This is a genomic window from Pseudomonas sp. Irchel 3E19, assembly GCF_900187585.1.
GTDB lineage: Bacteria > Pseudomonadota > Gammaproteobacteria > Pseudomonadales > Pseudomonadaceae > Aquipseudomonas > Aquipseudomonas baetica.
Genome location: NZ_FYDT01000066.1, coordinates 1 through 26,812 on the forward strand (window position 1 = coordinate 1; position 26,812 = coordinate 26,812).

26 protein-coding genes are annotated in these 26,812 nt (G+C 60.0%); 15 read left to right on the top strand and 11 right to left on the bottom strand.

Features of this window, described 5'->3' with window-relative positions; translation table 11 throughout:
- From CKW18_RS31345 to CKW18_RS26790, 6 genes are all read left to right on the top strand, one after another.
- On the top strand, positions 1-980 hold a 980-nt coding region (locus CKW18_RS31345), incomplete at its 5' end, for an RHS repeat-associated core domain-containing protein (RefSeq protein ID WP_305887165.1).
- Positions 981-1,064: 84 nt separating this feature from the next.
- The gene (locus CKW18_RS26770) at positions 1,065-2,825 is read left to right on the top strand and encodes an ATP-binding protein (protein ID WP_095191530.1); all 1,761 of its coding nucleotides are present in this window, start codon (positions 1,065-1,067) and stop codon (positions 2,823-2,825) included.
- Positions 2,825-4,156: a sigma-54 dependent transcriptional regulator gene (locus CKW18_RS26775; RefSeq protein ID WP_095191531.1), complete on the top strand. Its 1,332-nt coding sequence runs from the start codon at positions 2,825-2,827 to the stop codon at positions 4,154-4,156. Before CKW18_RS26770 ends, CKW18_RS26775 begins: the two co-directional genes overlap by 1 nt.
- Positions 4,157-4,476: 320 nt before the next feature.
- A complete protein-coding gene (locus CKW18_RS26780) occupies positions 4,477-5,796 on the top strand; it encodes an MFS transporter (RefSeq protein WP_095191532.1) in 1,320 nt (439 codons plus the stop codon).
- Positions 5,797-6,107: 311 nt separating this feature from the next.
- A complete protein-coding gene (locus tag CKW18_RS26785) occupies positions 6,108-6,440 on the top strand; it encodes a hypothetical protein (protein WP_095191533.1) in 333 nt (110 codons plus the stop codon).
- 242 nt (positions 6,441-6,682) lie between these two features.
- Positions 6,683-7,312, top strand: coding sequence for a flavin reductase family protein (locus tag CKW18_RS26790; protein WP_095191534.1), 630 nt, complete (start codon positions 6,683-6,685; stop codon positions 7,310-7,312).
- Between the two features lie 4 nt (positions 7,313-7,316).
- On the opposite strand, the gene CKW18_RS26795 is transcribed toward CKW18_RS26790, so the two are convergent.
- Both CKW18_RS26795 and CKW18_RS26800 read right to left on the bottom strand, forming a co-directional pair.
- On the bottom strand, positions 7,317-7,559 hold the full coding sequence (locus tag CKW18_RS26795) for a hypothetical protein (RefSeq protein WP_095191535.1): 243 nt from the start codon (positions 7,557-7,559) through the stop codon (positions 7,317-7,319).
- A gap of 43 nt (positions 7,560-7,602) precedes the next feature.
- Positions 7,603-7,956, bottom strand: a complete 354-nt coding sequence (locus tag CKW18_RS26800; protein WP_095191536.1) for a putative quinol monooxygenase — start codon at positions 7,954-7,956, stop codon at positions 7,603-7,605.
- Between the two features lie 360 nt (positions 7,957-8,316).
- Between CKW18_RS26800 and CKW18_RS26805 the strand changes: the two genes are divergently transcribed.
- A complete protein-coding gene (locus CKW18_RS26805; protein ID WP_095191537.1) occupies positions 8,317-9,246 on the top strand; it encodes an AraC family transcriptional regulator in 930 nt (309 codons plus the stop codon).
- 151 nt (positions 9,247-9,397) lie between these two features.
- Here the strand turns inward: CKW18_RS26805 and CKW18_RS26810 are convergent, their stop codons facing one another.
- Both CKW18_RS26810 and CKW18_RS26815 read right to left on the bottom strand, forming a co-directional pair.
- Positions 9,398-10,846, bottom strand: coding sequence for an aldehyde dehydrogenase family protein (locus CKW18_RS26810; protein ID WP_170947331.1), 1,449 nt, complete (start codon positions 10,844-10,846; stop codon positions 9,398-9,400).
- Positions 10,846-12,468: a 5-guanidino-2-oxopentanoate decarboxylase gene (locus CKW18_RS26815; protein WP_095191539.1), complete on the bottom strand. Its 1,623-nt coding sequence runs from the start codon at positions 12,466-12,468 to the stop codon at positions 10,846-10,848. The genes CKW18_RS26810 and CKW18_RS26815 overlap by 1 nt, the downstream gene beginning before the upstream one ends.
- A gap of 226 nt (positions 12,469-12,694) precedes the next feature.
- Here CKW18_RS26815 and CKW18_RS26820 point away from each other — a divergent pair, with 226 nt between their 5' ends.
- A complete protein-coding gene (locus tag CKW18_RS26820; protein WP_095191540.1) occupies positions 12,695-13,576 on the top strand; it encodes a LysR substrate-binding domain-containing protein in 882 nt (293 codons plus the stop codon).
- Positions 13,577-13,700: 124 nt separating this feature from the next.
- Here CKW18_RS26820 and CKW18_RS26825 read toward each other — a convergent pair whose 3' ends face one another.
- Positions 13,701-14,315 carry an NAD(P)-dependent oxidoreductase gene (locus tag CKW18_RS26825; protein ID WP_095191541.1) on the bottom strand — a complete coding sequence of 205 codons (615 nt, stop codon included), beginning with the start codon at positions 14,313-14,315 and terminating at the stop codon, positions 13,701-13,703.
- 45 nt (positions 14,316-14,360) lie between these two features.
- Entirely contained in the window at positions 14,361-15,239 is an 879-nt protein-coding gene (locus CKW18_RS26830) for an MBL fold metallo-hydrolase (protein ID WP_095191542.1), read from the bottom strand.
- Between the two features lie 114 nt (positions 15,240-15,353).
- On the opposite strand from CKW18_RS26830, the gene CKW18_RS26835 reads away from it, so the two are divergent.
- Both CKW18_RS26835 and CKW18_RS30725 read left to right on the top strand, forming a co-directional pair.
- Positions 15,354-16,259 carry a LysR family transcriptional regulator gene (locus CKW18_RS26835; RefSeq protein ID WP_202864024.1) on the top strand — a complete coding sequence of 302 codons (906 nt, stop codon included), beginning with the start codon at positions 15,354-15,356 and terminating at the stop codon, positions 16,257-16,259.
- Between the two features lie 220 nt (positions 16,260-16,479).
- Positions 16,480-16,656 (top strand): hypothetical protein, encoded by a 177-nt coding sequence (locus tag CKW18_RS30725; protein ID WP_167394863.1) that lies wholly within the window; start codon positions 16,480-16,482, stop codon positions 16,654-16,656.
- Between the two features lie 145 nt (positions 16,657-16,801).
- On the opposite strand, the gene CKW18_RS26840 is transcribed toward CKW18_RS30725, so the two are convergent.
- The gene (locus CKW18_RS26840; protein WP_095191544.1) at positions 16,802-17,686 is read right to left on the bottom strand and encodes a helix-turn-helix domain-containing protein; all 885 of its coding nucleotides are present in this window, start codon (positions 17,684-17,686) and stop codon (positions 16,802-16,804) included.
- Positions 17,687-17,873: 187 nt separating this feature from the next.
- Between CKW18_RS26840 and pobA the strand changes: the two genes are divergently transcribed.
- Both pobA and CKW18_RS26850 read left to right on the top strand, forming a co-directional pair.
- Positions 17,874-19,058 (top strand): 4-hydroxybenzoate 3-monooxygenase, encoded by a 1,185-nt coding sequence (gene pobA / locus CKW18_RS26845; protein ID WP_170947332.1) that lies wholly within the window; start codon positions 17,874-17,876, stop codon positions 19,056-19,058.
- 80 nt (positions 19,059-19,138) lie between these two features.
- Positions 19,139-20,656, top strand: coding sequence for an MDR family MFS transporter (locus CKW18_RS26850; protein ID WP_095191546.1), 1,518 nt, complete (start codon positions 19,139-19,141; stop codon positions 20,654-20,656).
- Positions 20,657-20,780: 124 nt separating this feature from the next.
- Here CKW18_RS26850 and CKW18_RS26860 read toward each other — a convergent pair whose 3' ends face one another.
- From CKW18_RS26860 to CKW18_RS26875, 4 genes are all read right to left on the bottom strand, one after another.
- Positions 20,781-21,629: a cache domain-containing protein gene (locus CKW18_RS26860; protein WP_095191547.1), complete on the bottom strand. Its 849-nt coding sequence runs from the start codon at positions 21,627-21,629 to the stop codon at positions 20,781-20,783.
- Positions 21,630-21,745: 116 nt separating this feature from the next.
- Positions 21,746-22,600: an ATPase gene (locus tag CKW18_RS26865; protein WP_095191548.1), complete on the bottom strand. Its 855-nt coding sequence runs from the start codon at positions 22,598-22,600 to the stop codon at positions 21,746-21,748.
- A 126-nt stretch (positions 22,601-22,726) separates the two neighbouring features.
- A complete protein-coding gene (locus CKW18_RS26870) occupies positions 22,727-23,719 on the bottom strand; it encodes an NAD(P)-dependent oxidoreductase (RefSeq protein WP_095191549.1) in 993 nt (330 codons plus the stop codon).
- A gap of 54 nt (positions 23,720-23,773) precedes the next feature.
- The gene (locus CKW18_RS26875) at positions 23,774-24,667 is read right to left on the bottom strand and encodes a LysR family transcriptional regulator ArgP (protein ID WP_095191550.1); all 894 of its coding nucleotides are present in this window, start codon (positions 24,665-24,667) and stop codon (positions 23,774-23,776) included.
- Positions 24,668-24,775: 108 nt separating this feature from the next.
- On the opposite strand from CKW18_RS26875, the gene CKW18_RS26880 reads away from it, so the two are divergent.
- The 3 genes from CKW18_RS26880 to CKW18_RS26890 all read left to right on the top strand — a co-directional run bounded on the left by CKW18_RS26880 (position 24,776) and on the right by CKW18_RS26890 (position 26,608).
- Positions 24,776-25,177: an ACT domain-containing protein gene (locus CKW18_RS26880; protein WP_095191551.1), complete on the top strand. Its 402-nt coding sequence runs from the start codon at positions 24,776-24,778 to the stop codon at positions 25,175-25,177.
- 6 nt (positions 25,178-25,183) lie between these two features.
- Positions 25,184-25,786: a LysE/ArgO family amino acid transporter gene (locus CKW18_RS26885; RefSeq protein WP_095191552.1), complete on the top strand. Its 603-nt coding sequence runs from the start codon at positions 25,184-25,186 to the stop codon at positions 25,784-25,786.
- A 225-nt stretch (positions 25,787-26,011) separates the two neighbouring features.
- Positions 26,012-26,608, top strand: a complete 597-nt coding sequence (locus CKW18_RS26890; protein WP_095191553.1) for a superoxide dismutase — start codon at positions 26,012-26,014, stop codon at positions 26,606-26,608.
- Positions 26,609-26,812: the final 204 nt, after the last annotated feature.

Consider the following 26,812-nt stretch of genomic DNA (forward strand, 5'->3'; position numbering starts at 1 on the left):
AATTCATCCGTTATTCGGGCAAGGAGATGGATGTCAGCGGCCTTTACTATTATGGCGCGCGTTACTACGCGCCGTGGTTGCAACGCTGGATCAGCCCTGACCCGGCGGGGGATGTGGACGGGCTGAATCTGTATGGGTTTGTAGGGAACAATCCGATCATTCATGTCGATCAGACAGGTAATTCGAAGGTCTTTTCCGAAATATTGAATAGCGCCGAATGGATTGGAAAAAAAGCTGTCGGCGCAATCGATAAAGCAAAAACATTGACAGATCAGGTACACAATCTTGCCACTGAATTCGATGGGCTGATCCCCGACGATGCTGATATAGGAGAGTTGCGCAAGAGCATGACGCTCGGCAAGTTCCTCATGTCCAAGCATGGCTTGAGCTCGGCCGCCAAGGGCGCCGTGAAAGGTTTCTTGGCCGGAGGCACCATTGGCACAGCAGTTCCGGGGATAGGTAATGGCATTGGAGCTGGCGTGGGTGCGGTCGTCGGCCTGATCGCTTTCCCGTTGTTGCGCTATTACTTTCTGAAGAAAGGTTTGAAACTTGCGCACACGCTGCGTACACAGGAAATCAAGGATGGCTTGAATACCGTTTCAAACGGCGTGGAGGTAGCAAAAGATCTGATTAATAAAGGCGCTGCCGGCGCCAACGGTTTAACAGACCTTGCAGAAACCTTAAAAGCACTTCCGTCCCAAGCCAAAGAATTACTCGATAAACAACTGAACGCTTTTACCGATGAGCAGAAGCTTGAGTTCTATGCGCTAGTGGAGGACGGAACCAAACCGCTACGCGCAATCATGCAGGTAAAGAACACCGTCCAGACCACACTGGACAACCCCAGCGAAGCAGACGGCGTAACCGGTCGACTGCAAGCGCTGGCCGCCACCATTGCCGAAGACCCGAGACCAAGACCGGTGCCCAAACCCCGGACGAAATTCAATCTTCGCAAGCCTGACGCGGAATCATTCGCGTGACATCCATGGCCGGACTGATCAACGCGCCGGGCCACCGCGGCGCGTGCTATCGTGCCCGCCCGACCTGCCATCCGTTCGCCCAGCATGCTGCCGACTTCCCGTACTCTGCGTCTGTCGTTGTATACCCTGCTGATCATCGCCGGTGCCGCGCTCGCCGCAACCTTGGCCATCCGCCATGCCGAACGCCAGGCGCTGGAAGAGGACGCGGCCCGCGCCAACCAGCAACTGGCGCTGTATGCCAACTCGCTGCACACCCTGATCGACCGCTATCGCGCCCTCCCCGCCGTATTGGCGCTGGACCCGCAATTGCGCTCGGCACTGGCAGGCCCGGTGGAGGCCGAGGAACAAGCGGCACTGAACCTGAAACTGGAAAAGATCAACGGCGCGGCGCAATCCTCGACCCTTGAACTGCTCGATCACACCGGCCTTGCCGTGGCCGCGAGCAACTGGCGTCTGCCGAGCAGTTATGTCGGCCACAACTATGGCTTTCGGCCCTATTTCAGCCAGACCCGCACCCAAGGCACCGGGCGTTTTTACGCCGTCGGCGTCACCAGCGGCATACCCGGGTACTTCCTCTCCAGCGCCGTGCTCGGCGACAACGACGAGTTCCTCGGAGCGATGGTGGTCAAGCTGGAATTCCCCGAGCTTGAGCGCGAATGGAGCCAGGGCAGCGACACGCTGCTGGTCAGCGATGCACGCGGCATCATCTTCATCGCCAACCAGCCTGGCTGGCGCTATCGCGCGTTGCGGCCACTGAACACTCACGACCTGGCTGAAATCAAAGCCACTCGCCAATACGACAAACAAACGCTGCAGCAACTGACGCATCTGACGCTGCGCCGCTTCGACGACAACAGCGATTTGCGCCGGGTCGAGGGCCCGCAAGGCACGGCGGATTATTTGTGGGAGTCGCTGCCACTGACCGCCGAAGGCTGGACCCTGCATCTGCTAAGGCGTCCGCAAGTGGCGTTTGAAGACCTGCGCAACGCCGGCCTCGCCGCCGCTGGCGTGTGGCTGGCGCTGGTATTTCTGCTGCTGTTCCTCAACCAGCGCTGGCGGCTGTCGAAAATCCGCCAGCGCAATCGCCAAGAGCTGGAGCAACTGGTCGAGGCGCGCACCCGCGATCTGCGCACCGCCCAGGATAGCTTGGTGCAGTCGGCCAAACTCGCCGCGCTGGGGCAGATGTCCGCCGCGCTCGCTCACGAAATCAATCAACCGCTAACCGCCCAGCGCATGCAACTGGCAACCCTGCGTCTGTTGCTCGAGCATGGCCGCGTCGACGATGCGTACAAGGCACTCAAACCGGTGGACGACATGCTCACGCGCATGGCCGCCCTCACCGGCCACCTGAAAACCTTCGCCCGCAAGACCCCCGGCGGCTTGCGCGAACGCCTGGATCTGGCAACGGTGGTGGATCAATCCCTGCAATTGCTCGACGCACGCCTGCGTGACGAGCAGGTCAGTCTGGTGCTGCACCTGACCCGCCCGGCGTGGGTGCGCGGGGATGCGATCCGCCTGGAACAAGTACTGATCAACCTGCTGCGCAACGCCCTCGACGCCATGCAGGGCAAACCGTGCAAGCGTCTGGAAATCCACCTGGAAGCCGATGAGCAACTGTGGCGACTGAGCGTCAGCGACAATGGCGGTGGCATTGCCGACGAACATCTGGGCCAGGTGTTCGACCCGTTCTTCACCACCAAGCCTGTGGGTGACGGCCTGGGTCTGGGGCTGGCAGTATCCTTCGCCATCGTGCATGAATCCGGCGGCCGCTTGAGTGTAGACAATGGCGAGAGCGGCGCGGTGTTCGCCCTGACCTTGCCGATCGATCTGGAGGCACACCTCTGATGCTCAACTCAGTGATGGTAGTCGACGACGAAAGCAGCATTCGCAGCGCGGTCGAACAGTGGCTGAGCCTGTCGGGGTTCGAGGTGCAGCTGTTCAGCCGCGCCGAAGAATGCCTCGCTGCCCTGCCGGCGCATTTTCCCGGGGTGATCCTCAGCGACGTGCGCATGCCCGGCCTCAGTGGTCTTGAGCTGCTGGCCGAGGTGCAGCGCCGCGATGCCGACCTGCCAGTGATCCTGCTCACCGGCCACGGCGATGTACCGATGGCGGTCGAAGCGATGCGCGACGGCGCCTACGACTTTCTGGAAAAACCGTTCAGTCCCGAAACCCTGCTCGGCAGCTTGCGCCGGGCCTTGGAAAAACGTCGGCTTGTTCTGGAAAACCGTGCCCTGCACGAGCAGGCCGACAACCGCGCCAGACTCGATGCGACGTTGCTCGGTGTGTCCCGTGGCTTGCAAACCTTGCGCCGACAGGTACTGGATCTGGCGGCGTTGCCGGTCAACGTGCTGATTCGCGGTGAAACCGGTAGCGGCAAGGAACTGGTTGCCCGTTGCCTGCACGATTTCGGCCCGCGTGCGGACAAGCCGTTCGTAGCGTTGAACTGTGCCGCGATCCCCGAGCAACTGTTCGAAGCCGAACTGTTCGGCCATGAGAGCGGTGCGTTTACCGGCGCCTCCGGCAAACGCATCGGTAAGCTGGAATACGCCGATGGCGGCACGTTGTTTCTTGATGAAATCGAAAGCATGCCGCTGGCCCAGCAAGTAAAACTGCTGCGCGTGTTGCAAGAGCAGAAGCTTGAACGGCTGGGGTCGAACCAGAGTATTCGCGTGGATCTACGGATCGTTGCGGCAACCAAACCCGACCTGCTCGACGAAGCACGGGCCGGACGCTTTCGCGAAGACCTGGCGTATCGTCTGAACGTCGCGCAGTTGCGTTTGCCGCCGCTGCGTGACCGGCGCGAAGACATTCCGTTGTTGTTCGAAAACTTTGCCCAGAGTGCGGCTCAGCGTCTGGGTCGCAATTTCCCACCGTTGACGGGGGCGCAGTTGAGCCACCTGCTCAGCCACGACTGGCCGGGCAATGTGCGCGAACTGGCCAACGTCGCCGAACGGCAAGTGCTGGGGCTGGATGAGCCGGCACCGGGGATTGATCCGGGGCAATCGCTGGCGGCGCAGCAGGAGGCGTTTGAGGCGCAGTGTTTGCGTGCGGCATTGACCCGGCACAAGGGTGATGTGAAAGCGGTGCTTGAAGAACTGCAACTGCCACGCCGCACGTTCAATGAAAAGATGCAGCGGCATGGGTTGAGTCGGGAGATGTTTGTTCAAGGCAGCTGACTTTTGCAGTGTTTGATCGGGCCTCTTCGCGGGCAAGCCCGCTCCCACAATGGTCGGTGGAGGTCACAAATTCAGGTTCAGCACAAAACCCTGTGGGAGCGGGCTTGCCCGCGAAGGAGCCAGCACAGGCAACATTGATCTATCAGCCTGAATGAGCAACTTTCCGCTCACCGCAATCCATGCATAAGCGGATTTCCGCTCACCAGATTCCTCTACCCCCTCTAAACCGCCCCTCTCCCCGTTGGCACAGCTCCTGCTATAGCCCCCGCAGGCTGCGTTTTAACGCGCTCCACAAAAACAATTAAACGAAGGATCCTTCAATGGATAACTCCAACGCCCTGCCCCTTGGGTCGGCTGCCGTGCCCGCCAAAGAAAGAACCACCGCCAGCCGGATCAAATCGATCTTCAGCGGTTCCGTCGGCAACATGGTCGAGTGGTACGACTGGTACGTCTACGCCGCCTTCTCGCTGTACTTCGCCAAAGCCTTTTTCCCCAAAGGCGACACCACCGCCCAACTGCTCAATACCGCCGCGATCTTCGCCGTGGGCTTTTTGATGCGCCCGATCGGCGGCTGGTTGATGGGGCTGTACGCCGACAAAGTCGGGCGCAAGAAAGCGCTGATGGCCTCGGTCTATCTGATGTGCTTCGGCTCGCTGATCATTGCCCTGAGCCCGGGTTATGAAACCATCGGTGTCGGCGCGCCGATCCTGCTGGTGTTCGCCCGTCTGCTGCAAGGCCTGTCGGTCGGCGGCGAATACGGCACCTCGGCCACTTACCTGTCGGAGATGGCGACTAAAGAGCGTCGCGGCTTCTTCTCCAGTTTCCAGTACGTGACCCTGATCTCCGGCCAGCTCATTGCCCTCGGCGTGCTGATTGTGCTGCAGAATGTCCTCACCACTGAAGAGCTGTATGCATGGGGCTGGCGTATCCCGTTCGCCATCGGCGCGCTGTGCGCCATCGTTGCGCTGTACCTGCGTCGCGGCATGGAAGAAACCGAGTCGTTCACCAAGAAAGAGAAGGCCAAGGAAAGCGCGATGCGCACCTTGATGCGTCACCCGAAAGAGCTGTTGACCGTGGTCGGCCTGACCATGGGCGGCACGCTGGCGTTCTACACCTACACCACCTACATGCAGAAGTATCTGGTCAACACCGTCGGCATGAGCATCTCCGACTCGACCACCATTTCTGCGGCCACGCTGTTCCTGTTCATGTGCCTGCAACCGATCATCGGTGGCCTGTCGGACAAGATCGGTCGTCGCCCGATCCTGATCGCCTTCGGCGTATTGGGGACGATCTTCACCGTGCCGATCCTGATGACTCTGCACACCATCCAGACCTGGTGGGGCGCGTTCTTCCTGATCATGGCGGCGCTGATCATCGTCAGCGGTTACACCTCGATCAACGCGGTGGTGAAAGCCGAACTGTTCCCGACTGAAATCCGCGCCCTGGGCGTCGGCCTGCCATACGCACTGACCGTGTCGATCTTCGGCGGCACTGCCGAATACATCGCGCTGTGGTTCAAGAGCATCGGCATGGAAACCGGTTACTACTGGTACGTGACCGCGTGCATCGCAGTGTCGTTGCTGGTGTACATCACCATGAAAGACACCCAGAAACATTCGCGGATCGTCACTGACTGATTGACTGACTGAACGTCACGCAAGATCAAAAGATCGCAGCCTTCGGCAGCTCCTACAGGGGTTGTCGGAGGCTGCGATTTTTTGTTTTCGGCGATTAATCACCGGTTAATTCTGCCTCGGCATCCTGTGCCCACTTAATCGATTACCTGCGCGACGTTCGCTCCTGATGATGGAAGCCATTTAATGCGTCGCCCTTAACATCTATTTAATCGATAGTTTTTAGCATTATTTTGCGCTTTTTAATCAATTTAGTTGGCGTAGCATGAAACCCATGCAAGACACACCTCGCCAACGAATCTGGAGTGACAAACATGAAAACCAAACTGATCCTCGCTTTCGCCCTGTCCGTACTGGCCGCCAACACCTTTGCCGCCGACGGTTTTGATCGCACTGGCTCGGCCGTGGCTGCCGATGGTTATGACCGCACAGGCTCCGCCACTGTCGCTGCTGACGGTTACGACCGCACCGGTTCCGCCACTGTCGCCGCTGACGGCTTCGACCGCACCGGTTCCGCCACTGTCGCCGCTGACGGCTTCGACCGCACCGGTTCCGCCACTGTCGCCGCTGACGGCTATGACCGCACCGGTTCTGCCACTGTCGCTGAAGACGGCTATGACCGTACTCAATCCGCTTCCATCAGTTAAGCGCCGCTGTAAAGCGCACAGCCCGGCCTTGGCCGGGCTTAGTCATTTCTGGGGAATGGAAAAGGTCTGGAATGCACACGATCCCCTGTGGGAGCGAGCCTGCTCGCGAAGGCGGTAGCCCATTCAACATTAATGTCGACTGAAGAGCCGTCTTCGCGAGCAGGCTCGCTCCCACAATTGATCTTCAACGGCCAGCCTTGCACTATTGCTCTCTGACAAATGCGCTCCCTGGATTCCAAGCCATGCCCGATGACATCCACTTCTACGAACCCGCCAACGGCCACGGCCTGCCGCACGATCCGTTCAACGCCATCGTCGGCCCGCGTCCTATCGGCTGGATCTCCTCACAGGATGCCAACGGCCAGTTGAACCTGGCGCCATACAGTTTTTTCAATGCCTTCAACTACATACCGCCGATCATTGGTTTCTCCAGCGTCGGGCGCAAAGACAGCTTGAACAACATCGAACAGACCGGCGAATTCGTCTGGAACCTCGCCACCCGCCCGCTGGCCGAGCAGATGAACCAGAGCTGCGCGATGGTTGCACCTGAGGTCAACGAGTTTGAGTTGGCGGGGCTGACCACCGTGGCTTCGAGAGTGATCACAGTGCCACGGGTAGCCGAAAGCCCGGTGTCCTTCGAGTGCAAGGTCACGCAGATCATTCAGTTGCAACGCGCTGATGGCGAGACGGTGCCGAGCTGGCTGATTCTGGGCGAAGTGGTCGCCGTGCATATCGCCAAGTGGCTGTTGAAGGACGGCATCTACGACACCGCCGCGGCAGAACCGATTCTGCGCGGCGGCGGGCCGGCGGACTATTTTCAGTTGGGGCCTGAAGCCCTGTTCAAGATGTGGCGTCCGGGCGCAAACAAGTAAGGCGTTACCAGATCAGCTCGGCGTCTTCAGTAACACCCTTGAGGCGGTCCAGCTCATTGATGGCGGCCTCATCGGCAGCAATGGCGCCGGGGAATACCTGCTCACCCAGCAGTTTGTGAAAACGTGGTGCACCGCCATCGACCAGGGCCTTGACCGCGATTGCCGCGTGATAGCCCTTGTTGCCACCCAGTTCGACGGGGACGACTGCCGATACTGCTTCGAAGTGTTCGAACTCTTTACGTGCCATGTCGCAAGTCCTGGCTCAGTCAATTAAGCCGGACATTAAACCCTCAACCGGCGAGTTTGTGTACCGGCGCCGAACACTGGCCGAGGGCCTGCGCCGCCGACACATCCTTGAAGGTGTGGAAATCCAGACTGTTGACCACCAGTTCCTGCACCAGCTCGGCGAAGATTTCCATCGACGGGCTGTTGAAGTACGCGGTCATCATTTGCTGATTGCTCCAGAAACCGGAGACCAGCCACAACTCGGGATCACACTGCGAATGCTGCAAGGCAAAGCTCAGGCAACCGGGGGCGGCGCGGGACGGCTCGATCAACGCGCTCAGGCGTACACCGAGTTCCGCCGAGCGCCCGGCACGCGCTCGAACGAAAGCCATATGACTGACGGGAATCTGCTTGGACATTGTTCAACCCTCCCAGGGAGTCGCGTGGCAGCCGGGGGACGGGCTGCGACAGGATCCAAGGTTAAGGGCTGCGCGCAAGGCGCCGTTAGTCGATTCCTGCCGCCCTGTTGCACAATCCTGCGAAAGTAGTTGCAACAACGTCACACAGGCTTTGTGTAGGAGTTGCCGAAGGCTGCGATCCCTTGACCTTTAAAAATCAACAGATCGCAGCCTTCGGCAGCTCCTACAGGGTTCGACGAGAAATCAACGCCGCGATCCCGTGCAGAATCAGGCAAGCATTTCGCAGAATGTGTCTACCGCTCGTACTTGCACAAACATATGCTCTGCTCCATTCCACCTCCCTTGCCGAGGACGCCGTGCATGTCGTCATTCGATCGTTTTCAAGCCGAACCCACCGCAGACATGGAAAAGCAGCGCGCGGAACTCGCGGCGATCATCCGTCGCAACACCACCGATGATGGCAGTTACGAGACCGCCATCGGCTCGCTGTTCATGTCGCGCCACACCCAATCCCACGACTTCGCCCCAGTGCTCGCACAACCAGCGCTGTGCATCATGGCGCAGGGGCGTAAAGAGGTGCGGCTGGCCGATGAGTTCTTCAATTACGACCCGCTCAATTACCTGGTGGTCTCGGTTTCGATGCCGTTGAGTGGGCGCGTGGTCAACGTCTCGCCGCAAGATCCGATCCTTGCCGTGCGTCTGGACATCGATCCGGCGGAAATCACCGCGCTGATCGCCGACGCCGGCCCGATGGGCGTACCGACCCGGCCGACCGGCCGCGGCTTGTACGTGGAAAAAATCGACAGCGCGATGCTCGACGCGGTGCTGCGTCTGGCGCGTCTGCTGGATGCGCCGAAAGACATCGCCATGCTCGCGCCGCTGATTCGCCGGGAGATTCTCTATCGCCTGCTGCGCAGTCCGCAGGGCCATCGCTTGTACGAGATCGCGATTGCCAACAGTCAGAGCCATCGCATCAGTCAGGCGATCAAGTGGCTCAACGGCAATTTCGAGCAGCCGCTGCGCATCGATGATCTGGCCAAGGAAGTGAACCTCAGCGTGTCGACCCTGCATCACCGTTTCAAGGCGATGACGGCGATGAGTCCGCTGCAGTATCAGAAGCAATTGCGCCTGCAAGAGGCGCGGCGCTTGATGCTGACTGAGGGGCTGGAGGCATCGGCGGCGGGCTATCGAGTGGGGTATGAGAGTCCGTCGCAGTTCAGCCGTGAGTACAGCCGCTTGTTCGGCGCGCCGCCGTTGCGCGATCTGGCGCGGTTGCGGCAGTCGGTTTGATCCGCAATTTTCGCTATCACAACTGACGCCTTCGCGGGCAAGCCCGCTCCCACAGGTTTTTGTGTTGAACACAAGATTTGCGCTCAATACCTCTTACTGTGGGAGCGGGCTTGCCCGCGAAGAGGCCAGTCCAGTCAACACATCTCTGTGATCAAACCGCCCGGATCACATGCTTGATCTCCTGGAACGCCGCCAATCCCCAAGGCCCCAACTCACGGCCGATGCTGCTCTGCTTGTAACCGCCCCACGCCGTTTGCGCGAAGATCACCTGCGGCGCGTTGAGCCACACCAGACCGGCCTGCAGGGCGTTGGCGACCCGGTCGGCGATCTCGGTGTTACGCGTCACCACACTGGCGACCAGACCGAACGGACTGTCGTTGGCCAGCGCGATCGCCTCGGCTTCGCTACTGAAACGGCGCACGCACAGCACCGGGCCGAAAATCTCTTCACACCACAACGCGCTGTCGAGGGGCACGTCGGTGAACACCGTCGGCTGCAAAAAATAGCCGCGCGGCAGATCCGCCGGACGATTGCCACCGCAAATCAGCTTCGCCCCGGCACTCAACCCACGGTCGATGTGGCCGAGCACGCGTTGGTATTGCGCCTGATTGACCAGTGCGCCCATTTCCACGTCCGGATCGAACGGCTCAGCCACCCGGATTTTTTCCGCACGGGCCTTCAGACGCAGGAGAAACTCATCCGCCAGTTCATCGGCGACCAACACGCGGCTGGTGGCTGAACACATCTGCCCGGCATTGAAAAATCCGCCGCCGCAGGCCAGCTCCACCGCCAGATCGAGGTCGGCATCTTCGAGCACCAACAACGACGATTTACCGCCCAGTTCCAGGCTCACGCCCTTCACGGTTTCGGCGGCGCGCTGCATCACTTTCACCCCCACGGCATTGCTGCCGGTGAAGGAAATCTTCGCGATACGCGGATCCGCCGACAGCGGCGCACCGACCGCCAGCCCGGTACCGCAAACCAGGTTGAACACGCCTTTGGGCAGGCCGGACTCGGCAATGATCGCCGCCAGTTCCAGCTCCGGCAGCGGCGTGACTTCCGACGGCTTGAGCACCACGCAGCAACCGGCGGCCAGGGCCGGCGCGAGTTTCCACGCGGTGGTGACCATCGGGAAATTCCACGGCACGATCAGCCCGACCACACCGCACGGTTCGCGGCGCAGACGTGCGCTGAAATCATCGCTGGGCAGCGGCACATTGCTGTCCTGTTTGCCATCAAGGCCCTCAGCCAGTTCAGCGTAATACTCGAAGGTGGCGATCACGTCGTCGACGTCGATAGCCGCTTCGAACTGCGGTTTGCCGTTGTTGCTAGACTGCAACTTCATCAACTGATCGCGACCGTTGCGCACGCCGTTGGCGATGTTGCGCAGGATCGCGCCGCGCTCGGCGCCCGTGGTTTTCGACCAATCCTTGAAGGCTTTGACGGCCACGCTCACCGCGTGATCGACGGCCAGTTCATCACCGCCATTGACCGTGGTCAGCAGCGCTTCGGTGGCCGGGTTGATCACCCGCAAATGCTCACGGCCGGCGGACCATTGGCCGTTGATGTAGAGGCCGTCGAGTGTGGTGGGGAAATTCATCATTTGGCCACCGCCTGCATCCATTGGTTCTGGTCGATTTCTATCACGGTCGGGCCTTGGCGATCGGTCGCGGCACGCAGCGCAACACGCAATTGTTCAACCGAGCTGATCGCCTCGGCCGCGCAACCCAGAGCCTTGGCCACGCCAATGAAGTCCGGGGTGTAAATATCGACGCCGACCGGCTCGATGGCGCGGTTGACCATGTACTTCTTGATCTCTTCGTAGCCCTGGTTATTCCACAACAGGACGATCACCGGCGTGCGCGCTTCGACGGCGCTGGCCAGTTCCGGCAGGGTGAATTGCAAACCGCCATCGCCGATCAGGCACACCACTGGCGGACGTGCGCCACCGAGCCATGCACCGATGGCTGCCGGCAAGGCGTAGCCGAGGGTGCCGTAACCGGTCGACGAGTTGAACCAGCGGCGCGGGCGCTCCGGGTTGAAGGTGAGGTTGCCGGTGTACACCGGTTGCGTGGAGTCGCCGACAAACACGGCGTCCGGCAATTCGTGCAGAACGGTTTCGAGGAAACGGGTCTGCGCCACGGTCGGGGCATCCCAAGTGGCGGTCAGATCATCACGCAGGCGTGCGGCACGCACCTGACCCCAATCGTTGCGACGCTCGGCCAATGATTTGTGCGACAAGGCGCTGAGCAGCGCTTGTGCGGCATTACGTGAATCAGCGACCAACGCGAGGTGCGGCGGATAGTTGCGCACGGTCTGATCGGCATCGATATCAATGCGCAGCAGCTTGCCGGGAATCTCGAAACCGCCGGCGAAGGTGACGTCGTAATCGGTCTCGGCCAGTTCGGTGCCGATCGCCAGCACCACGTCGGCATCGGCGACCAGCGCGCGGGTGGCGACCAGGCTCTGGGTCGAGCCGATCAAAAGCGGATGGCTGGACGGCAACATGCCTTTGGCGTTGATGGTCAGCGCGACCGGCGCGTCGAGCAATTCGGCCAACTCAGTGAGTTCAGCGGCGGCATCAATGGCCCCGCCACCGGCGAGGATCAATGGACGCTGGGCGCCGGCGAGCAGTTCGGTCATGCGGCTCACGGCGGCGGGTGCAGCGCCGGCCCGATCGATATTGACCGGGTGGCTTGCGAGCAACTCATCGGCGTCTTCAACCAATACGTCCAGCGGGATTTCGATGTGTACCGGACGCGGACGCCCGGCCTGGAACAGGGCAAAGGCGCGGGCCAACACGCCCGGCAATTCCGCCGCCGACATCAGGGTGTGGGAGAACGCAGCGACGCCACCGACCAGCGCGCTTTGGTTCGGCAGCTCGTGGAGCTTGCCGCGACCGCCGCCCAACTGACTGCGCGACTGCACGCTGGAGATCACCAGCATCGGGATCGAGTCGGCGTACGCCTGGCCCATCGCCGTGGTGATGTTGGTCATGCCCGGGCCGGTAATGATGAAGCACACGCCCGGTTTGCCGCTGGTGCGGGCGTAACCGTCGGCCATGAAACCGGCGCCCTGCTCATGCCGTGGGGTGACATGGTTGATGCTCGAACGGGCCAGCCCGCGATACAGCTCCACGGTATGCACCCCGGGAATGCCGAACACCTGCTCGACCCCATAACCTTCGAGTAACTTGACCAGTACTTCGCCACACGTCGCCATGTCATTGCCCTTCTTGTTCGTTGAAGACACCGAACCCAGTGGGAGCGAGCCTGCTCGCGAAAGCGGTTTCATATTCAACAAAGTTGTTGGCTGATCCGACGCTTTCGCGAGCAGGCTCGCTCCCACAGGGTTTGTGGAATGACTGCATTTGAACGGTGGGCAGGTAGCCGCAACAATCGATTAAAAGTCATACTAGCCATGTCCTCACGTCATACCTTGGATCCACATGAAACGCATGCCTCCCCTGCCCGCCCTGCACACGTTCTGGATCACGGCGCAGTGCTGCAACTTCACCCGGGCGGCCGAGCAGTTGCATATCACCCAGGGGGCGGTGAGCCGGCAGATCGCCGGGCTTGAGGATCATCTGGGGTATGAACTGTTTATCCGCCAGGCCCGTGGTCTGGAGCTGACGGCCGAAGGTCGAGAATGGCTGCCGCGGGTGGAAAAGGTGTTCGGCTTGATCAGCGAAGCCACCGAGCAGATCGGTCTCAAGCGCGAAACCCTGCAACTCAAGGCACCCAGTTGTGTGATGCGCTGGCTGGTGCCACGCCTGTTGCAATGGCAGAAGGAGCGCCCGGACGTACCGGTGAAACTGACCACAACCCTCGCCCACGGCGTCGATTTTGCGCGCGAGCCATTCGATGCCGCCGTCATCTATGGCACGCCCCCGGACAACTCAGCGACCGCCCTGCATCTGTTCGATGAGCAACTGACACCGGTCTGTTCGCCCGCGCTATTGCAAGGTCCACCGGCGTTAGCCACACCGGCCGATCTGCAACACCATCTTTTGCTACATCCGACCCGCGATACCCAGGACTGGACGGCGTGGCTGACCGCCGCCGAGCAGCAATTGAACAACGTCAACACGGGCCAGCATTTCGAGACGCTGGATCAGGCGATGTCGATGGCGTCGCATGGCACGGGGGTGGCGATTGGGGACTGGTCGTTGATCGGCGATGACCTGCGTGCCGAAAGACTGGTGATGCCGTTTGCGCTGAAGGTGAAGACGGGGTTGGCGTATTACGTGGTGCTGCCGCACGCAACGGAACCGTCGCCGCAGCTGGAGGAATTGATGATCTGGCTGGTAGAGCAGGCGCATACCCGCTGAAACACACCAATAACCCTGTGGGAGCGGGCTTGCTCGCGAAGAGGGTGTGTCATTCTCCGTTGATATCGACTGACACTCCCTCTTCGCGAGCAAGCCCGCTCCCACATTTGTTCTGCGTCGTTGCTTAATACCCGACCGTAAACCGCTGGCGCGAATACTTCGGCGCTTCCACTTCGTCGATCAACGCAATCGCGTAATCGGCAAAAGTAATCCAGCTGCGCCCTTCTCCACTCACCAGCAAATGATCCTTGCCGAGACGGAACGTACCGCTGCGCTCACCTTCGACAAACTCCGCCGACGGCGACAGAAAACTCCAGTCCAATTCCTTTTCCTGACGCAACGCCTCAAGAAACACCGCACCGGCGCTGGCCTCGGTTTTGTACTCTGCCGGGAAACCTGCGCTGTCGATTACCCGAGTGTCGTCCGGCAGCAACAGCGAACCGGCACCGCCGACCACCAACAGACGTTTCACGCCCGCCAGTTTCACTGGCCCGACAATCGCGCTGGCCGGCACTGTGGTGAAGTGCGCGGCGGTGATCACCACGTCGTGACCGGCAACGGCCTCTTGCAGTGCCGCCGAATCCAGCACATCGACATTCTTGCTGACCACACCGGCACGGGCGCCGATCTTCGAGGTGTCGCGGGCGATGGCGGTAACGCTGTGGCCGCGACGCAGGGCTTCTTCCAGCAGTTGGCTACCGGCACGGCCGGTGGCACCAATGATTGCGATCTTGCTCATGACATTCTCCAGTTGGCTTGAGAGTGCTGCGTATTCAGAATCGGGTTACCACTGCATTTCGCCCTTGGCGACTTTGGCGCTCAGCTCCAGCGAGCTTTCCTCACCGAGTTTCGGGTAGCGCTTTTTCATGGCCTTGATAAGTGCGGCGGAATCCTTGGCCTTGGCGGTTTCTGCATCGAACGCTTTGATGTAATCGGCGGTAAATTTCACGCTGGTCAGCGAACGGCTGCTGTTACCCAGGTAATGACCCGGCACCACGGTGTTCGGCTTCAGGGTTTCGATCGAGTGCAGGGTTTGCAGCCAGTCGGCGTGGGATTGTGCGGTCTGGGTGTCGGCCATCCACACGTGGATGTTCTCGGCGACGACGACACCACCGACCACGGCTTTAAGCGATGGAATCCAAACAAAGCTGCGATCCGGTTGTTTGCCCTCAAGCCCGACCACCTGCAGTTTCTGCCCTTCAAGCATCAGGCTGTCGCCCTTGAGCACGCCCGGGACGATGGTTTTTGCCGGCACGTCGGCGCCCATTTTCGGGCCCCAGAACGCCAGTTTGCCTTCGACGGTTTTGTTGATGTGATCGACGGTCGGCTGCGAGGCCAGCACCTTGGCATCGGGGAAGGCTTTGGTCAGGGTATCGAGACCGAAGTAGTAATCCGGGTCACCGTGGCTGATGTAGATGGTGGTCAGGTGCTTGCCGCTGGCGCGGATCTTTTCCACGACTTGCTCGGCCTGGGATTTGCCGAACTGTGCGTCGACCAGAATCGCGTCTTTTTCGCCGCTGACCAGCACCGAAGTGACCGGAAAAATGGCGTTGGTGCCTGGGTTGTAGACATCGAGGGTCAGGTTGGCAGCGGCTGCATGGGCAGCGAAACCGAGGGAAGCGGTGGCGAGTAGAACGCGTTTGATTGTAGTGAAGCCGATCATCTGTTGCTCCGGTGTCCGAATGCCGTGTCTGGCGATGGGACAGAGCTTAGTTGCCTGACTCGGTACAAAAAATGCGATGCTTGGACATAGTTTGTTTCTGAAAGCGGGCAAATCATGGATCGTCTCCAAGCAATGCGGGTGTTTGTCACGGTGGTGGATCTGGGCAGCCAGTCGGCTGCGGCCGATCACCTGGACCTTTCACGCCCGGTGGTTTCACGTTATCTGGCCGAGCTTGAGGACTGGGTTGGCGCACGCCTGATGCACCGCACCACGCGCAAGTTGAGCCTGACCGCCGCCGGCAGTGAAATCCTGCCGCGCTGTCGGCAGATGCTTGAACTGTCGACCGACATGCAGGCCGCCGTCAGCGAACCCCACGACGCCCCGCGCGGCTTGCTGCGAATCAGCGTCAGCACCTCGTTCGGCCAGGCGCAACTGGCCGATGCGATGGCGGCGTACGTCAAGCGCTACCCCGGCGTCAGCATCGATATGCAGATGCTTGATCGCACGGTGAATCTGGTGGATGAACGCATCGATCTGGCGATCCGCACCAGCAATGATCTGGACCCCAACCTGATCGCCCGGCGCCTGACCGTGTGCCGCTCGGTGGTCTGTGCCGCCCCGGCTTACTTGCGGGAAAATCCCGCCCCGCATCGGGTTGAAGAACTCAGCCGGCACAACTGCCTGACCCACTCGTATTTCGGCAAAAGCCTGTGGCATTTCGAGGAGGATGGCGAGCCCGTGTCGGTGCCGGTACAGGGCAACATCAGCGCCAATGAGGCCAGCACGCTGTTGCGCGCGACGCTGGCCGGCGCGGGCGTGGCGATGCTGCCAACCTACCAGGCCGGGGTGCATATTCACTCAGGCGAGCTGATTCGCTTGTTGCCTGACGCCGAGCCCCGGCAGATGAACATCTACGCGGTGTATGCCTCGCGTAAACACATGCCGGCGGCGCTGCGCAGCATGCTGGATTTTCTGGTAGAGCGTTTTCCAGAGCATCCGCAATGGGACGTTGATCTCTAAACCCGATCCAAAGTGGGAGCGAGCCTGCTCGCGAAGGCGTCCGTTCAGCCAACTTTTCAGTAACTGAGACACCGCTTTCGCGAGCAGGCTCGCTCCCACAAAGGGTTCATCAGCATGCTGAATGGCCGGTTACAAGCTCAAGCACACTCGCTGGCAACTCCCCACCGCTGACCTATGCTGAAAGTAATACCAGAGGGTATACGTTCAGAGGTCGAACACCATGAACATCAAAACAAGAAGGTACTTTGCGATTTTCATCACCTGTGCCGCCAGCCTGGCGCTCTACGGCACTGCCGCCTGGCGGGTCGAGCAAATGCGACAGCTGCCGCGTGAATACGCGAGTTGCAACTTCGAGCGCTGCATCCCGCACAACGCTACGCTGAACGCGTTGCGCTGATTGAACTGAGCTGAACTGGGCTGGAATGGGATCCTGTGGGAGGGGGCTTGCTCCCGAAAGCAGTGTGTCATTCAGCATTGATGCAATCTGATACACCGCCTTCGGGAGCAAGCCCCCTCCCACACGTTTTGCAGCGTTTACACAATCACTGCTCGGCTTTCAGACGGTCGCGGAAAGCTTTTGGTGAAATACCGACTCTGCGCCGGAACAGGCGCGTGAAGTTGGTCGGATCGGAAAACCCCAGCAATTCCGACATCTCGTAAATCGTCATGCTGGTGTAGGTCAGCAGGCGCTTGGCTTCCAGTAACTGGCGCTCATGCATGATCTGCAGCGCCGGTTGCCCCGCCAGCTCACGACACGTGCCGTTGAGGTGCGACACCGAAATCCCCAACCGATGCGCCAGATCCTCGACCTTCACATGCTGGCGGTAAGTCTCTTCGACCAATTGAATAAACCCGGCGAGGTATTCGCGCTGGCGCTGTGGTCGCTGGCTGGCGTTATGGCGCACGATCGCCTGACGGCTGACCCAGACCATGATCACGCTGACCAGCGAATGCATGAGCATTTCGCGCGCCGGTTGATGGCCGTTGTACTCGCCCTGCAACGCCGAAAACAGGCTGTTGAGATAGTCGCCGTCCTTGCCCGCCGGATAGCTATCGGCCTGGGCCAGCGCGTGTACCGCGTTGCCCAGTTGCGCCTGCAAGTGATTGATCAGCGGTGTGGCGAGGGTAACGACGAACCCTTCGATGTCCTCGGAAAAACGAAAGCCGTGCACCGACAACGGCGGCAGGACTTGAATCGCGGGGGTTTGCAGGTGTGTGCGCTGACCTTCGATCTCAAGCTCTGCCTGACCTTTGAAGACGAAGAGCAATTGACACAAATCAGCATGGCGGTGGGGTTTGATTTCCCATTGATGTTCGCGACTGCGCGAGGAAATGGTTTCACAGTGCAGCAAGTCAGGGGTCGGCCAGTCCAGGCTTTCACCGTAGAGCTTGAACACAGGAATCGAAGGCAGCTCGGGCTTGTTCATCACTTCAATCCAGGCCTCGGAGGTTACGGGCGATAATCGCACCGATTGGCAGAATGTACAGGTATCGGCTCAGTTTTCACCTTCAATTGACAGACCCGCAAGGGAAAAATGCAAGCACTCGATCCATAAAAATCATTCACCGGCGATTGTCGCGTGAAGCTTGCGAGTCATAAAAACAATGAAAACGCTGAAAACCCAAGTCGCCATTATTGGCGCCGGTCCATCCGGATTGCTCCTCGGTCAGTTGCTGCATAACGCCGGCATCGACACCCTCATCCTCGAACGCCAGACACCTGATTATGTCCTCGGCCGAATCCGCGCCGGCGTGCTTGAACAAGGCATGGTAGAGCTGTTGCGCCAGGCTGGCGTGAGTCAACGCATGGATGCCGAAGGTCTGGTTCACGAAGGGTTCGATCTGGCACTGGACGGGCGTCAGGTACATATCGATCTGCACGCTTTGACCGGCGGCAAGACCGTGATGATCTACGGCCAGACCGAAGTCACCCGCGACCTGATGGCCGCTCGTCGGGAAGCCGGAGCGCTGTCGTTTTATCAGGTGAGCAATGTCGTTCCCCACGGCATGAAAAGCGACGAAACCTTTGTCACGTTCGAAAAGGACGGCGAAACCTGGCGTGTCGATTGCGATTACATCGCCGGTTGCGACGGTTTCCACGGCGTCGCCCGCCAGTCGATTCCGGCTGATTGCCTGAAAGTGTTCGAGCGGGTGTATCCATTCGGCTGGCTGGGGATTCTGGCCGACACCCCGCCGGTGCATGAAGAGTTGGTCTACGCCCGCCACGAGCGTGGTTTCGCCCTGTGCAGCATGCGTTCGGCGGTTCGCACGCGTTACTACCTGCAAGTGCCTGCGGATGAAAACGTCGATGACTGGAGCGATCAGCGCTTCTGGGATGAGCTCAAACAGCGCCTGCCGTCGGAGCTGGCAGAGAAACTGGTCACCGGTCCGTCGATTGAAAAAAGCATCGCACCACTGCGAAGTTTCGTAGTGGAGCCGATGCAGTACGGGCGGATGTTCCTGGTCGGCGACGCAGCGCACATCGTCCCGCCTACTGGTGCCAAGGGTTTGAACCTGGCCGCCAGCGACGTCAGCACGTTGTTCAATATTCTGCTGAAAGTTTATCGCGAGGGGCGCACAGAGCTGCTGGAGAAATACTCCGAGATCTGCCTGCGTCGGGTCTGGAAGGCCGAGCGTTTTTCCTGGTGGATGACCTCGATGCTGCATCGCTTCGACGATCACGATGCTTTCAGCCAACGCATCAGCGCCTCGGAACTGGACTACTTTGTCAGTTCAGAAGCCGGTCGAAAAACCATTGCAGAAAATTACGTCGGACTTCCTTATGAGGCTATCGAATAGCCTGCTACCGACTTACACTGGCGAGCACTTACCCGCTCGCCCTCGCCTTGCGGGTCAATCAATGCCCGCAGGTTTTGCCCGTGACCCATCTCAATCACCCCGAAACGCCCAAACCGGCCATTCGCAGCGTGCTGGTTGCGCTGATGATGGCGATTTTTCTGGGTGCGCTGGATCAGACCATCGTCGCCGTGTCGATGCCGGCCATCTCCGCACAGTTCAAGGATGTCAGTCTGCTGGCCTGGGTGATTTCCGGGTACATGGTGGCGATGACCGTGGCGGTGCCGATCTACGGCAAGCTCGGCGACTTGTACGGGCGGCGCAAACTGATGCTGTTCGGCATGGGCCTGTTTACGTTGGCCTCGCTGTTCTGCGGCATGGCTCAGAGCATGGAGCAACTGGTGCTGGCGCGGATTCTTCAGGGCATCGGCGCTGGCGGGATGATCTCGGTCAGCCAGGCGATCATCGGCGACATCGTGCCGCCGCGCGAACGTGGGCGCTATCAGGGTTATTTCAGCAGCATGTACGCGGTGGCCAGCGTCGCCGGCCCGGTGCTCGGCGGCTACATGACCGAGTACCTGTCGTGGCGCTGGGTGTTTCTGATCAACCTGCCGCTGGGCCTTGGCGCCTGGTGGGTGGCCAACCGCAATCTGCGCGGGCTGCCGATTCCGCAGCGCAAACCGATCATCGATTACCTCGGCACACTGCTGATGATCATCGGCCTGACGGCACTGTTGCTCGGCATCACGCAGGTCGGTCAGGGCCATTCGTGGCGCAGCAGCGAAGTGCTGGGGCTGTTCGCTTGTGCGGTCGTGGTGTTGGCTGTTTTTGTCTGGCACGAGCGTCGCGCACGGGAGCCGTTGTTGCCGATGCATCTGTTCGCCAACCGTAATGCGTTGCTGTGCTGGTGCACGATTTTCTTCACCAGTTTCCAGGCGATCTCGCTGATCGTATTGATGCCGCTGCGCTTTCAAACCGTGACCGGTGCCGGCGCCGACAGTGCTGCATTGCACTTGCTGCCGTTGGCCATGGGGTTACCGATCGGTGCCTTCTTTGCGGGTCGTCGCACGTCGGTGACCGGGCGCTACAAACCGCAGATTCTGACCGGCGCCATCCTCATGCCGGCCTCGATCCTCGGCATGGCGTTCAGCCCGCCCGAGGCAACATTGATGAGCGGTTTGTTCATGTTGCTCAGCGGCATTGCCGGCGGCATGCAATTCCCGACTTCATTGGTCGGTACACAGAATTCGGTGGAACAGCGCGACATCGGCGTGGCCACCAGCACCACCAATCTGTTCCGTTCGCTGGGCGGCGCCGTGGGTGTGGCGTTGATGTCGGCGCTGCTGTTGGCGTTGTTGCAGGATTCGAATTTCGCCCATCTGGCGAGCAGTTCGCTGATGAGCGAGGGGCATTCGGGCAACGTGCTGCTCGATGGTTTGAACGCCGCTCCGGGTGACGCGCAGAACGCCTTGCGTGCGGAGCTTTCGGTGACCTTCCGGCATTTACTGTGGGTCAGTGCGGCGGTGTCGCTGCTGGGGCTGGCGGCGGCGATTGCCATGCCGAACAACTTGCTGCGTGGGCGCGAGCACGGCACCAAGTAGGCACAAGTGCCACGAAAACCTGTGGGAGCGAGCCTGCTCGCGAAAGCGGTGTGTCATTCAACTGTGATGTCAGCTGACACTGTGCCTTCGCGAGCAGGCTCGCTCCCACCAGGGAAGATGCGTTTCAAGGGCTGTAGTAACCCACCGCGACCAGAAAGTGCCCGACCTTCTTCAGGTAGGCATGCTTGTCCTCGACCTTGCCGGTCACCGGGTTTTTCCAGCGGTAGGCGTATTCGCCGTAATCCTGTTTGGCGATCAGGGCCAGAATCGGCTCGCCCACCGGTTTGCCTTCCGGGTCCTTGATCTTGCTGAAGTCGGTGTTGATCAGGCGCAGATTGGTACCATGTGCGACATAGCGCTGGGTATCCAGATCGACCACAAACACATACAGGTCATCCTGCAGATAACCGCCCTTGAGCGAGTTGATCGCTGTCAGCGTGCCCTCCTCGTCTTTGCCCAGATCAGTCGCGGCCTTGTTCAGCAACGCCATCGCCTGCTCGGCCGACGCCCGCGGCAAGTAATAACCGACTGCCAGAATCCGCTGACCGACGCGCTGGTAGAACACATGCTTGCGCTCGACCTTGCCATCCGACCAGTTCTGCCAGCGGTACTCGGCTTGCTGGATACCGTTGCCCTCCGGCACTTTCAAGGCATCCTTGAAGGCTTTTTGCAGATCCGGGCCGAGCACTTCGCTCACATCACGGCCAATCAACGCCGACGATGGCCCGCCGCTGGCGAGCATCACGCCTTTTGTATCGACCACAAACACGTAGCGGTCCTTGTCGACAAACTCGCCCTGACGACTGAAGGCGGCGAATGCCTTGTCGCCGTTGTCGTGGTAATAGGCCAGGGCCTTTTCCAGCAAGGCGATCGCAGCCTGGCTGTCATCCTTGGCAGTTGTCGCGGCGCTGGCCTGGCCGAACCCCGCCAATAACATCACGCCAAGCCAGGCCACTTTATGCAAAAACCCCATAGCGCATCCCTCGTTCTTGTTGGTGTTTCAAGAGCGTAGACGGCTTGGGGCGATGTATGGATATTCAGAATGATGCAGGGGATTACACAATCCCCAGCATCACGGGTAATCAAGCACTAAGGCCGCGCATTGATTTGCTGCTGCAGGTTCTGGATCTGTGCCGACAGGGTATTGATGTTGCGGGTCATCTGCCCACGGAACGCGTCGAACTCGGCCGTGTTGCTACCCCCCTGCGGGGTGGCCGGGCGGTTGTCCTGTTCGCTTTTGAGGACAATGATTTCCTGCTCCAGACGATCAATTGCCGCGCCCGGATTGCCCTGCTTCTTCAGTGCCGCGATATCAGCGCCGAGGCTTTTGAACTGCGCATCGAACGCCTTGAGCTGGGCATCGACCTTGCTGGTATCGGCCGGCGCGCTTTTGAGCGACGCCAATTCTGCACTCAGGGCTTTGACCTGCGCCTGCAACTGACTATTGGCGTTCTGCTGTTCGGTAGTCTGCGCGGTCATTTGCGCCAGACGCTTGTCCAGGTCGCTGGCCTGACCGGCCACGCCCTGCTGCTGTTTGCCCTGATCGAGCAACTTGCCTTCGAGCTGTTTGATTTGCAGCTTCAAGGCTTCACTGTCACTGGTGACATTGCTCTGGCTGGCGACGACCTTGCCGGAAATGTCCTGCAGACGCCCCGCCGCTTCCTCACTGATACGCGCGAAACTTTCCTGGGTCGCGACCAGTTGCTGCTCCATCAGCGAAATCTGCTGAAAGCTCCACCAGGCCAGACCGATGAAAGCAAAAAACAGCGCGCCAACCAACGCCCACAGCGGCCCGGTGCTGGCCGCTTTGACCTTGACTACGGGCGCTGTGCGCGAGTGCACGGAGGTGCGGGCAGTGGTCGGAATGTCATCGTCGTCGAAGGTGTCGGCACGCAGGCTCGGTACATCATCGAAATCGTCGTGGGCATCATTACGCATGGACATTGAGGCAACCTTTGTGAATCGCGGTGATGGCAGATTGACGCGAAGTATAAACCCCACAGCCGCAGGGATTGACCCTCAACCGGCGGTGCGGTTCATTGCCGGCCGGCCGATTCGTTTCAACGAGTTTCAGCGAATGTCCTGGGCTTTCCACCAACCGCAGAACTCGTCGAGGGCCGTCCACAGGCTGACTTTCGGATCGTATTCCAGATAATGCCGTGCGCGACTGATGTCGAGGGTGAAATTTTTCTTCATGACCTGCATGCCCAGCCGCGACAGGGTCGGCTCCGGGCGTCCCGGCCAGAGTTTGCACGCGCCCTCATTGAGTGCCGCAACGCTGTAGGCCAGTCCATAGGAACGGTATTGGGTGACCTGTGGCACTTCCATTTTGCGCATCACGTAATTGACCACATCCCACAACGGCACCGGCGCGCCATTACTGATGTTGTAGGCCTTGCCCAACGCGGAACCGGCGGCCAGCAGACTGCTGAGCATGGCTTCGTTGAGATTGTGCACGCTGGTGAAATCGACCTTGTTCAAACCGTTGCCGATGATCGCCAGACGGCCCTTGCGCTGCATGTTCAACAGGCGCGGAAAGATGCTCATGTCGCCGGCACCGGTGACGAAACGCGGGCGCAGGGCGATGGTTTCGAGGCCGAATTCCTGCGCACCAAAGACCTTTTGTTCGGCCAGGTATTTGGTCGCGGCGTAGTGATGTTTGAAGCGCTTGGGCACTTGCTCTTCGGTCAGGTTGAAGTGGTCGCGGCCATCGAAGTAAATCGACGGCGACGACAAATGCACCAGCCGTCGAACCCGCTGCTTCAGGCAGGCCTCGACGACGTTTTCGGTGACCTGCACGTTACCCTGATGAAAGTCCTGATAACGCCCCCACAGACCGACGGCACCGGCGCAATGCACCACGGCTTCGACGTCACCACAGAGGTCACGCACCCGTTCCGGGTCGGTCAGATCGCCGGGGACAAACTCGGCGCCGCGGCGTACCAGATGTTCGACGCTCTCGGCCCGGCGACCATTGACCCGCACGTCCAGGCCCTGCTCCAGAGCGAAACGCGCAAAGCGTCCGCCAATGAAGCCGCTTGCGCCGGTGACCAGAATTTTCATGTAGAGCTCCGCTGTCTATCGTTTTGCCTGATTCGTGTGACTTGACGCTTGCCGTCAGTTCAACGGCACCAACCATTGTGGCGAAGAGCGCACCAGTTGCTCGGTCAGCAAGCCGAGCAACTGGCCGCCATTGCGCCAATGATGCCAGTACAACGGCACGTCGATCGGTTTATCTGGCAACAGTTCGCGCAACACGCCGCTTTGCAATTGCTCGCGCACTTGCAGTTCCGGGACCAGCCCCCAACCGAGTCCGGCCTCGGTCAGGCGAATAAAACCTTCGGAGGACGGACACAAGTGGTGCTCGAATCCGCCATCCACACCGAGCGCTGCGAGATAGCGATGCTGGAGGAAGTCGTCGGGGCCGAACACCAGCGCCGGGGTGCGCGGTAGCTTTTCGGCGCGCACACCATCAGGGAAATGCCGCGCGATAAATGCAGGACTGGCCAGCGCACGATAACGCATCGCCCCAAGCAACACGCTACGCGCGCCAGCCACTGGCCGTTCACTGGCGCACAGGCACGCCGCCACTTCACCGGCGCGCATGCGTTTGAGGCCGACGGTCTGGTCTTCGACGACCATATCCAGCAGCAAATGCTGTTCGGCGCAGAAATCTCCCACCGCTGGCGCCCACCAAGTGGCGAGACTGTCGGCGTTGAGTGCAATGCGCAGTCGCTCCGGCAAGCCCTCTTCGTCCAGCGCGGGCACCAGCGTTTGCAAATCCCGTTCGAGCAGACGCACCTGTTGCACATGATTGAGCAGCCGTCGGCCAATCTCGGTGGGCGACGGCGGCGTGCCGCGCACCAGCACCGGCTGGCCGACCCGCGCCTCGAGCAGTTTGATCCGCTGCGAAATCGCCGACTGCGACAGGCCCAGCACCTGGGCCGCGCGTTCGAACCCGGCTTGCTCGACCACGGCGGCCAGAGCGGAAAGCAATTTGTAGTCGAACATCAGTTTTCCTAATGAGCGATCAGTACTATTGGTTTTTCTTATACAGCTACCGACCGGAGAATAGCCAGCAAGCACTCTCTAACAAGCTTTCTTCTCAAGGACTTTTCAATGGCTGGCGAAACTTCACTCTCGACTCTTCTGCGCAGCATGAGTCCACAACTCAACGCCGGCGAATACGTGTTCTGCACCCTGCGTGACGGGCAGTTGCCGAGCGGTCTGGAGATTGTCGGCAGCTTTCGCGAACAGGAGGGGCTGACCGTCATTCTGCAACGTAGCCAGGCTGAAGACGCCGGTTTCAATTTCGACTACGTCGCCGCGTGGATCACTTTGAATGTGCACTCGGCGCTGCAAGCCGTCGGCCTGACCGCTGCGTTCGCCACGGCATTAGGCAAGGCCGGGATCAGTTGCAACGTGATCGCCGGTTACTACCACGATCATTTATTCGTCGGCCAGGCCGACGCCGAACGCGCCATGCAAGTGCTGCGCGATCTTGCAGCCAACGCGGAGTAAAACCTTATGTGGCAAAGCTATGTAAACGGCCTGCTGGTGGCGTTCGGACTGATCATGGCGATCGGCACGCAAAACGCATTTGTCCTGGCGCAAAGCCTGCGCCGAGAGCATCACCTGCCCGTGGCGACATTGTGCGTGGTGTGTGATGCGCTGCTGGTCGCTGCCGGTGTGTTCGGACTGGCGACGCTCCTGGCGCAGAACCCGACCCTGTTGGCGATCGCCCGTTGGGGCGGTGCGACTTTCCTGATCTGGTACGGCACTCAGGCCCTGCGTCGGGCGTTTTCGAAACAGAGTCTGAATCAGGCTGAAAACCAGACAGTGCGTTCGCTGCGCGCGGTGATGCTCAGTGCGTTGGCGGTGACATTGCTCAACCCGCATGTGTATCTGGACACCGTGCTGCTGATCGGCTCGCTGGGCGCCCAGCAATCGGTGCCTGGGGCTTATGTGGTGGGCGCGGCAAGTGCGTCGTTGCTATGGTTTTTCACCCTGGCGCTGGGTGCCGCATGGCTGGCGCCGTGGCTCGCTCGGCCGAGTACGTGGCGGATTCTCGATCTGTTGGTGGCAGTGATGATGTTCACAGTGGCCGGGCAATTGATTATCGCTGGCTGATTTATTCCAAAAGGCCAAGGGGATGCCTCACTCAATGACGATCCGTCATTTAGTGAGGGCATCCCCTTGAACCTCTATCCCACACAGTTGTTGCGTGGTTAAGCCGTGACCCCGGTGCTATGATCCGAACCCTGCGCCGCAAAGAGTAAAAACTCGCCGGTGCATTTCTGGCCGCCCGTGATCGGCCTTGCGCTCACCGCAACAGACCTGATTAGGAGAATCATCATGGCTTTCGAATTGCCGCCGCTGCCTTACGCACACGATGCCCTGCAGCCGCACATTTCCAAGGAAACCCTGGAATTTCACCACGACAAGCACCACAACACCTACGTCGTGAACCTGAACAACCTGGTGCCAGGCACCGAGTTCGAAGGCAAGACCCTGGAAGAAATCGTCAAGTCTTCCTCGGGCGGCATCTTCAACAACGCCGCTCAGGTCTGGAACCACACTTTCTACTGGAACTGCCTGGCGCCAAACGCCGGCGGTCAACCAACCGGCGCACTGGCTGATGCCATCAACGCTGCGTTCGGTTCGTTCGACAAGTTCAAGGAAGAGTTCAGCAAAACCTCGATCGGTACCTTCGGTTCCGGTTGGGGCTGGCTGGTGAAAAAGGCTGACGGCTCCCTGGCCCTGGCCAGCACCATCGGCGCCGGCAACCCGCTGACCAGCGGCGACACCCCGCTGCTGACCTGCGATGTGTGGGAACACGCTTACTACATCGACTACCGCAACGTTCGTCCGAAGTACGTCGAAGCGTTCTGGAACCTGGTCAACTGGAAGTTCGTTGCTGAGCAGTTCGAAGGCAAAACCTTCACCGCTTAAGCTGCGCGCCAGTCAAAAAACCCGGCTATTGCCGTAATGCTGTTCACTTAAGCATTTGAATCCTCGCCGGGCTTCTTCGAAAATCCGATGTCAGATCTCTGGCATCGGATTTTTTATGTCTGTTCAACAGGACTTGCTCGACCTCGGCGACCTTTTCAACTTCTGTGACTTGAGCACATTCACTCAAAATATTCCCATCGAGTG

Coding starts and splice junctions, on each gene's coding strand:
- CKW18_RS26770 (WP_095191530.1), top strand. CDS start 1,065: ATGCTGCCGACTTCCCGTACTCTGCGTCTGTCGTTGTATACCCTGCTG.
- CKW18_RS26775 (WP_095191531.1), top strand. CDS start 2,825: ATGCTCAACTCAGTGATGGTAGTCGACGACGAAAGCAGCATTCGCAGC.
- CKW18_RS26780 (WP_095191532.1), top strand. CDS start 4,477: ATGGATAACTCCAACGCCCTGCCCCTTGGGTCGGCTGCCGTGCCCGCC.
- CKW18_RS26785 (WP_095191533.1), top strand. CDS start 6,108: ATGAAAACCAAACTGATCCTCGCTTTCGCCCTGTCCGTACTGGCCGCC.
- CKW18_RS26790 (WP_095191534.1), top strand. CDS start 6,683: ATGCCCGATGACATCCACTTCTACGAACCCGCCAACGGCCACGGCCTG.
- CKW18_RS26795 (WP_095191535.1), bottom strand. CDS start 7,559: ATGGCACGTAAAGAGTTCGAACACTTCGAAGCAGTATCGGCAGTCGTC.
- CKW18_RS26800 (WP_095191536.1), bottom strand. CDS start 7,956: ATGTCCAAGCAGATTCCCGTCAGTCATATGGCTTTCGTTCGAGCGCGT.
- CKW18_RS26805 (WP_095191537.1), top strand. CDS start 8,317: ATGTCGTCATTCGATCGTTTTCAAGCCGAACCCACCGCAGACATGGAA.
- CKW18_RS26810 (WP_170947331.1), bottom strand. CDS start 10,846: ATGAATTTCCCCACCACACTCGACGGCCTCTACATCAACGGCCAATGG.
- CKW18_RS26815 (WP_095191539.1), bottom strand. CDS start 12,468: ATGGCGACGTGTGGCGAAGTACTGGTCAAGTTACTCGAAGGTTATGGG.
- CKW18_RS26820 (WP_095191540.1), top strand. CDS start 12,695: ATGAAACGCATGCCTCCCCTGCCCGCCCTGCACACGTTCTGGATCACG.
- CKW18_RS26825 (WP_095191541.1), bottom strand. CDS start 14,315: ATGAGCAAGATCGCAATCATTGGTGCCACCGGCCGTGCCGGTAGCCAA.
- CKW18_RS26830 (WP_095191542.1), bottom strand. CDS start 15,239: ATGATCGGCTTCACTACAATCAAACGCGTTCTACTCGCCACCGCTTCC.
- CKW18_RS26835 (WP_202864024.1), top strand. CDS start 15,354: ATGGATCGTCTCCAAGCAATGCGGGTGTTTGTCACGGTGGTGGATCTG.
- CKW18_RS30725 (WP_167394863.1), top strand. CDS start 16,480: ATGAACATCAAAACAAGAAGGTACTTTGCGATTTTCATCACCTGTGCC.
- CKW18_RS26840 (WP_095191544.1), bottom strand. CDS start 17,686: ATGAACAAGCCCGAGCTGCCTTCGATTCCTGTGTTCAAGCTCTACGGT.
- CKW18_RS26860 (WP_095191547.1), bottom strand. CDS start 21,629: ATGGGGTTTTTGCATAAAGTGGCCTGGCTTGGCGTGATGTTATTGGCG.
- CKW18_RS26865 (WP_095191548.1), bottom strand. CDS start 22,600: ATGTCCATGCGTAATGATGCCCACGACGATTTCGATGATGTACCGAGC.
- CKW18_RS26870 (WP_095191549.1), bottom strand. CDS start 23,719: ATGAAAATTCTGGTCACCGGCGCAAGCGGCTTCATTGGCGGACGCTTT.
- CKW18_RS26875 (WP_095191550.1), bottom strand. CDS start 24,667: ATGTTCGACTACAAATTGCTTTCCGCTCTGGCCGCCGTGGTCGAGCAA.
- CKW18_RS26880 (WP_095191551.1), top strand. CDS start 24,776: ATGGCTGGCGAAACTTCACTCTCGACTCTTCTGCGCAGCATGAGTCCA.
- CKW18_RS26885 (WP_095191552.1), top strand. CDS start 25,184: ATGTGGCAAAGCTATGTAAACGGCCTGCTGGTGGCGTTCGGACTGATC.
- CKW18_RS26890 (WP_095191553.1), top strand. CDS start 26,012: ATGGCTTTCGAATTGCCGCCGCTGCCTTACGCACACGATGCCCTGCAG.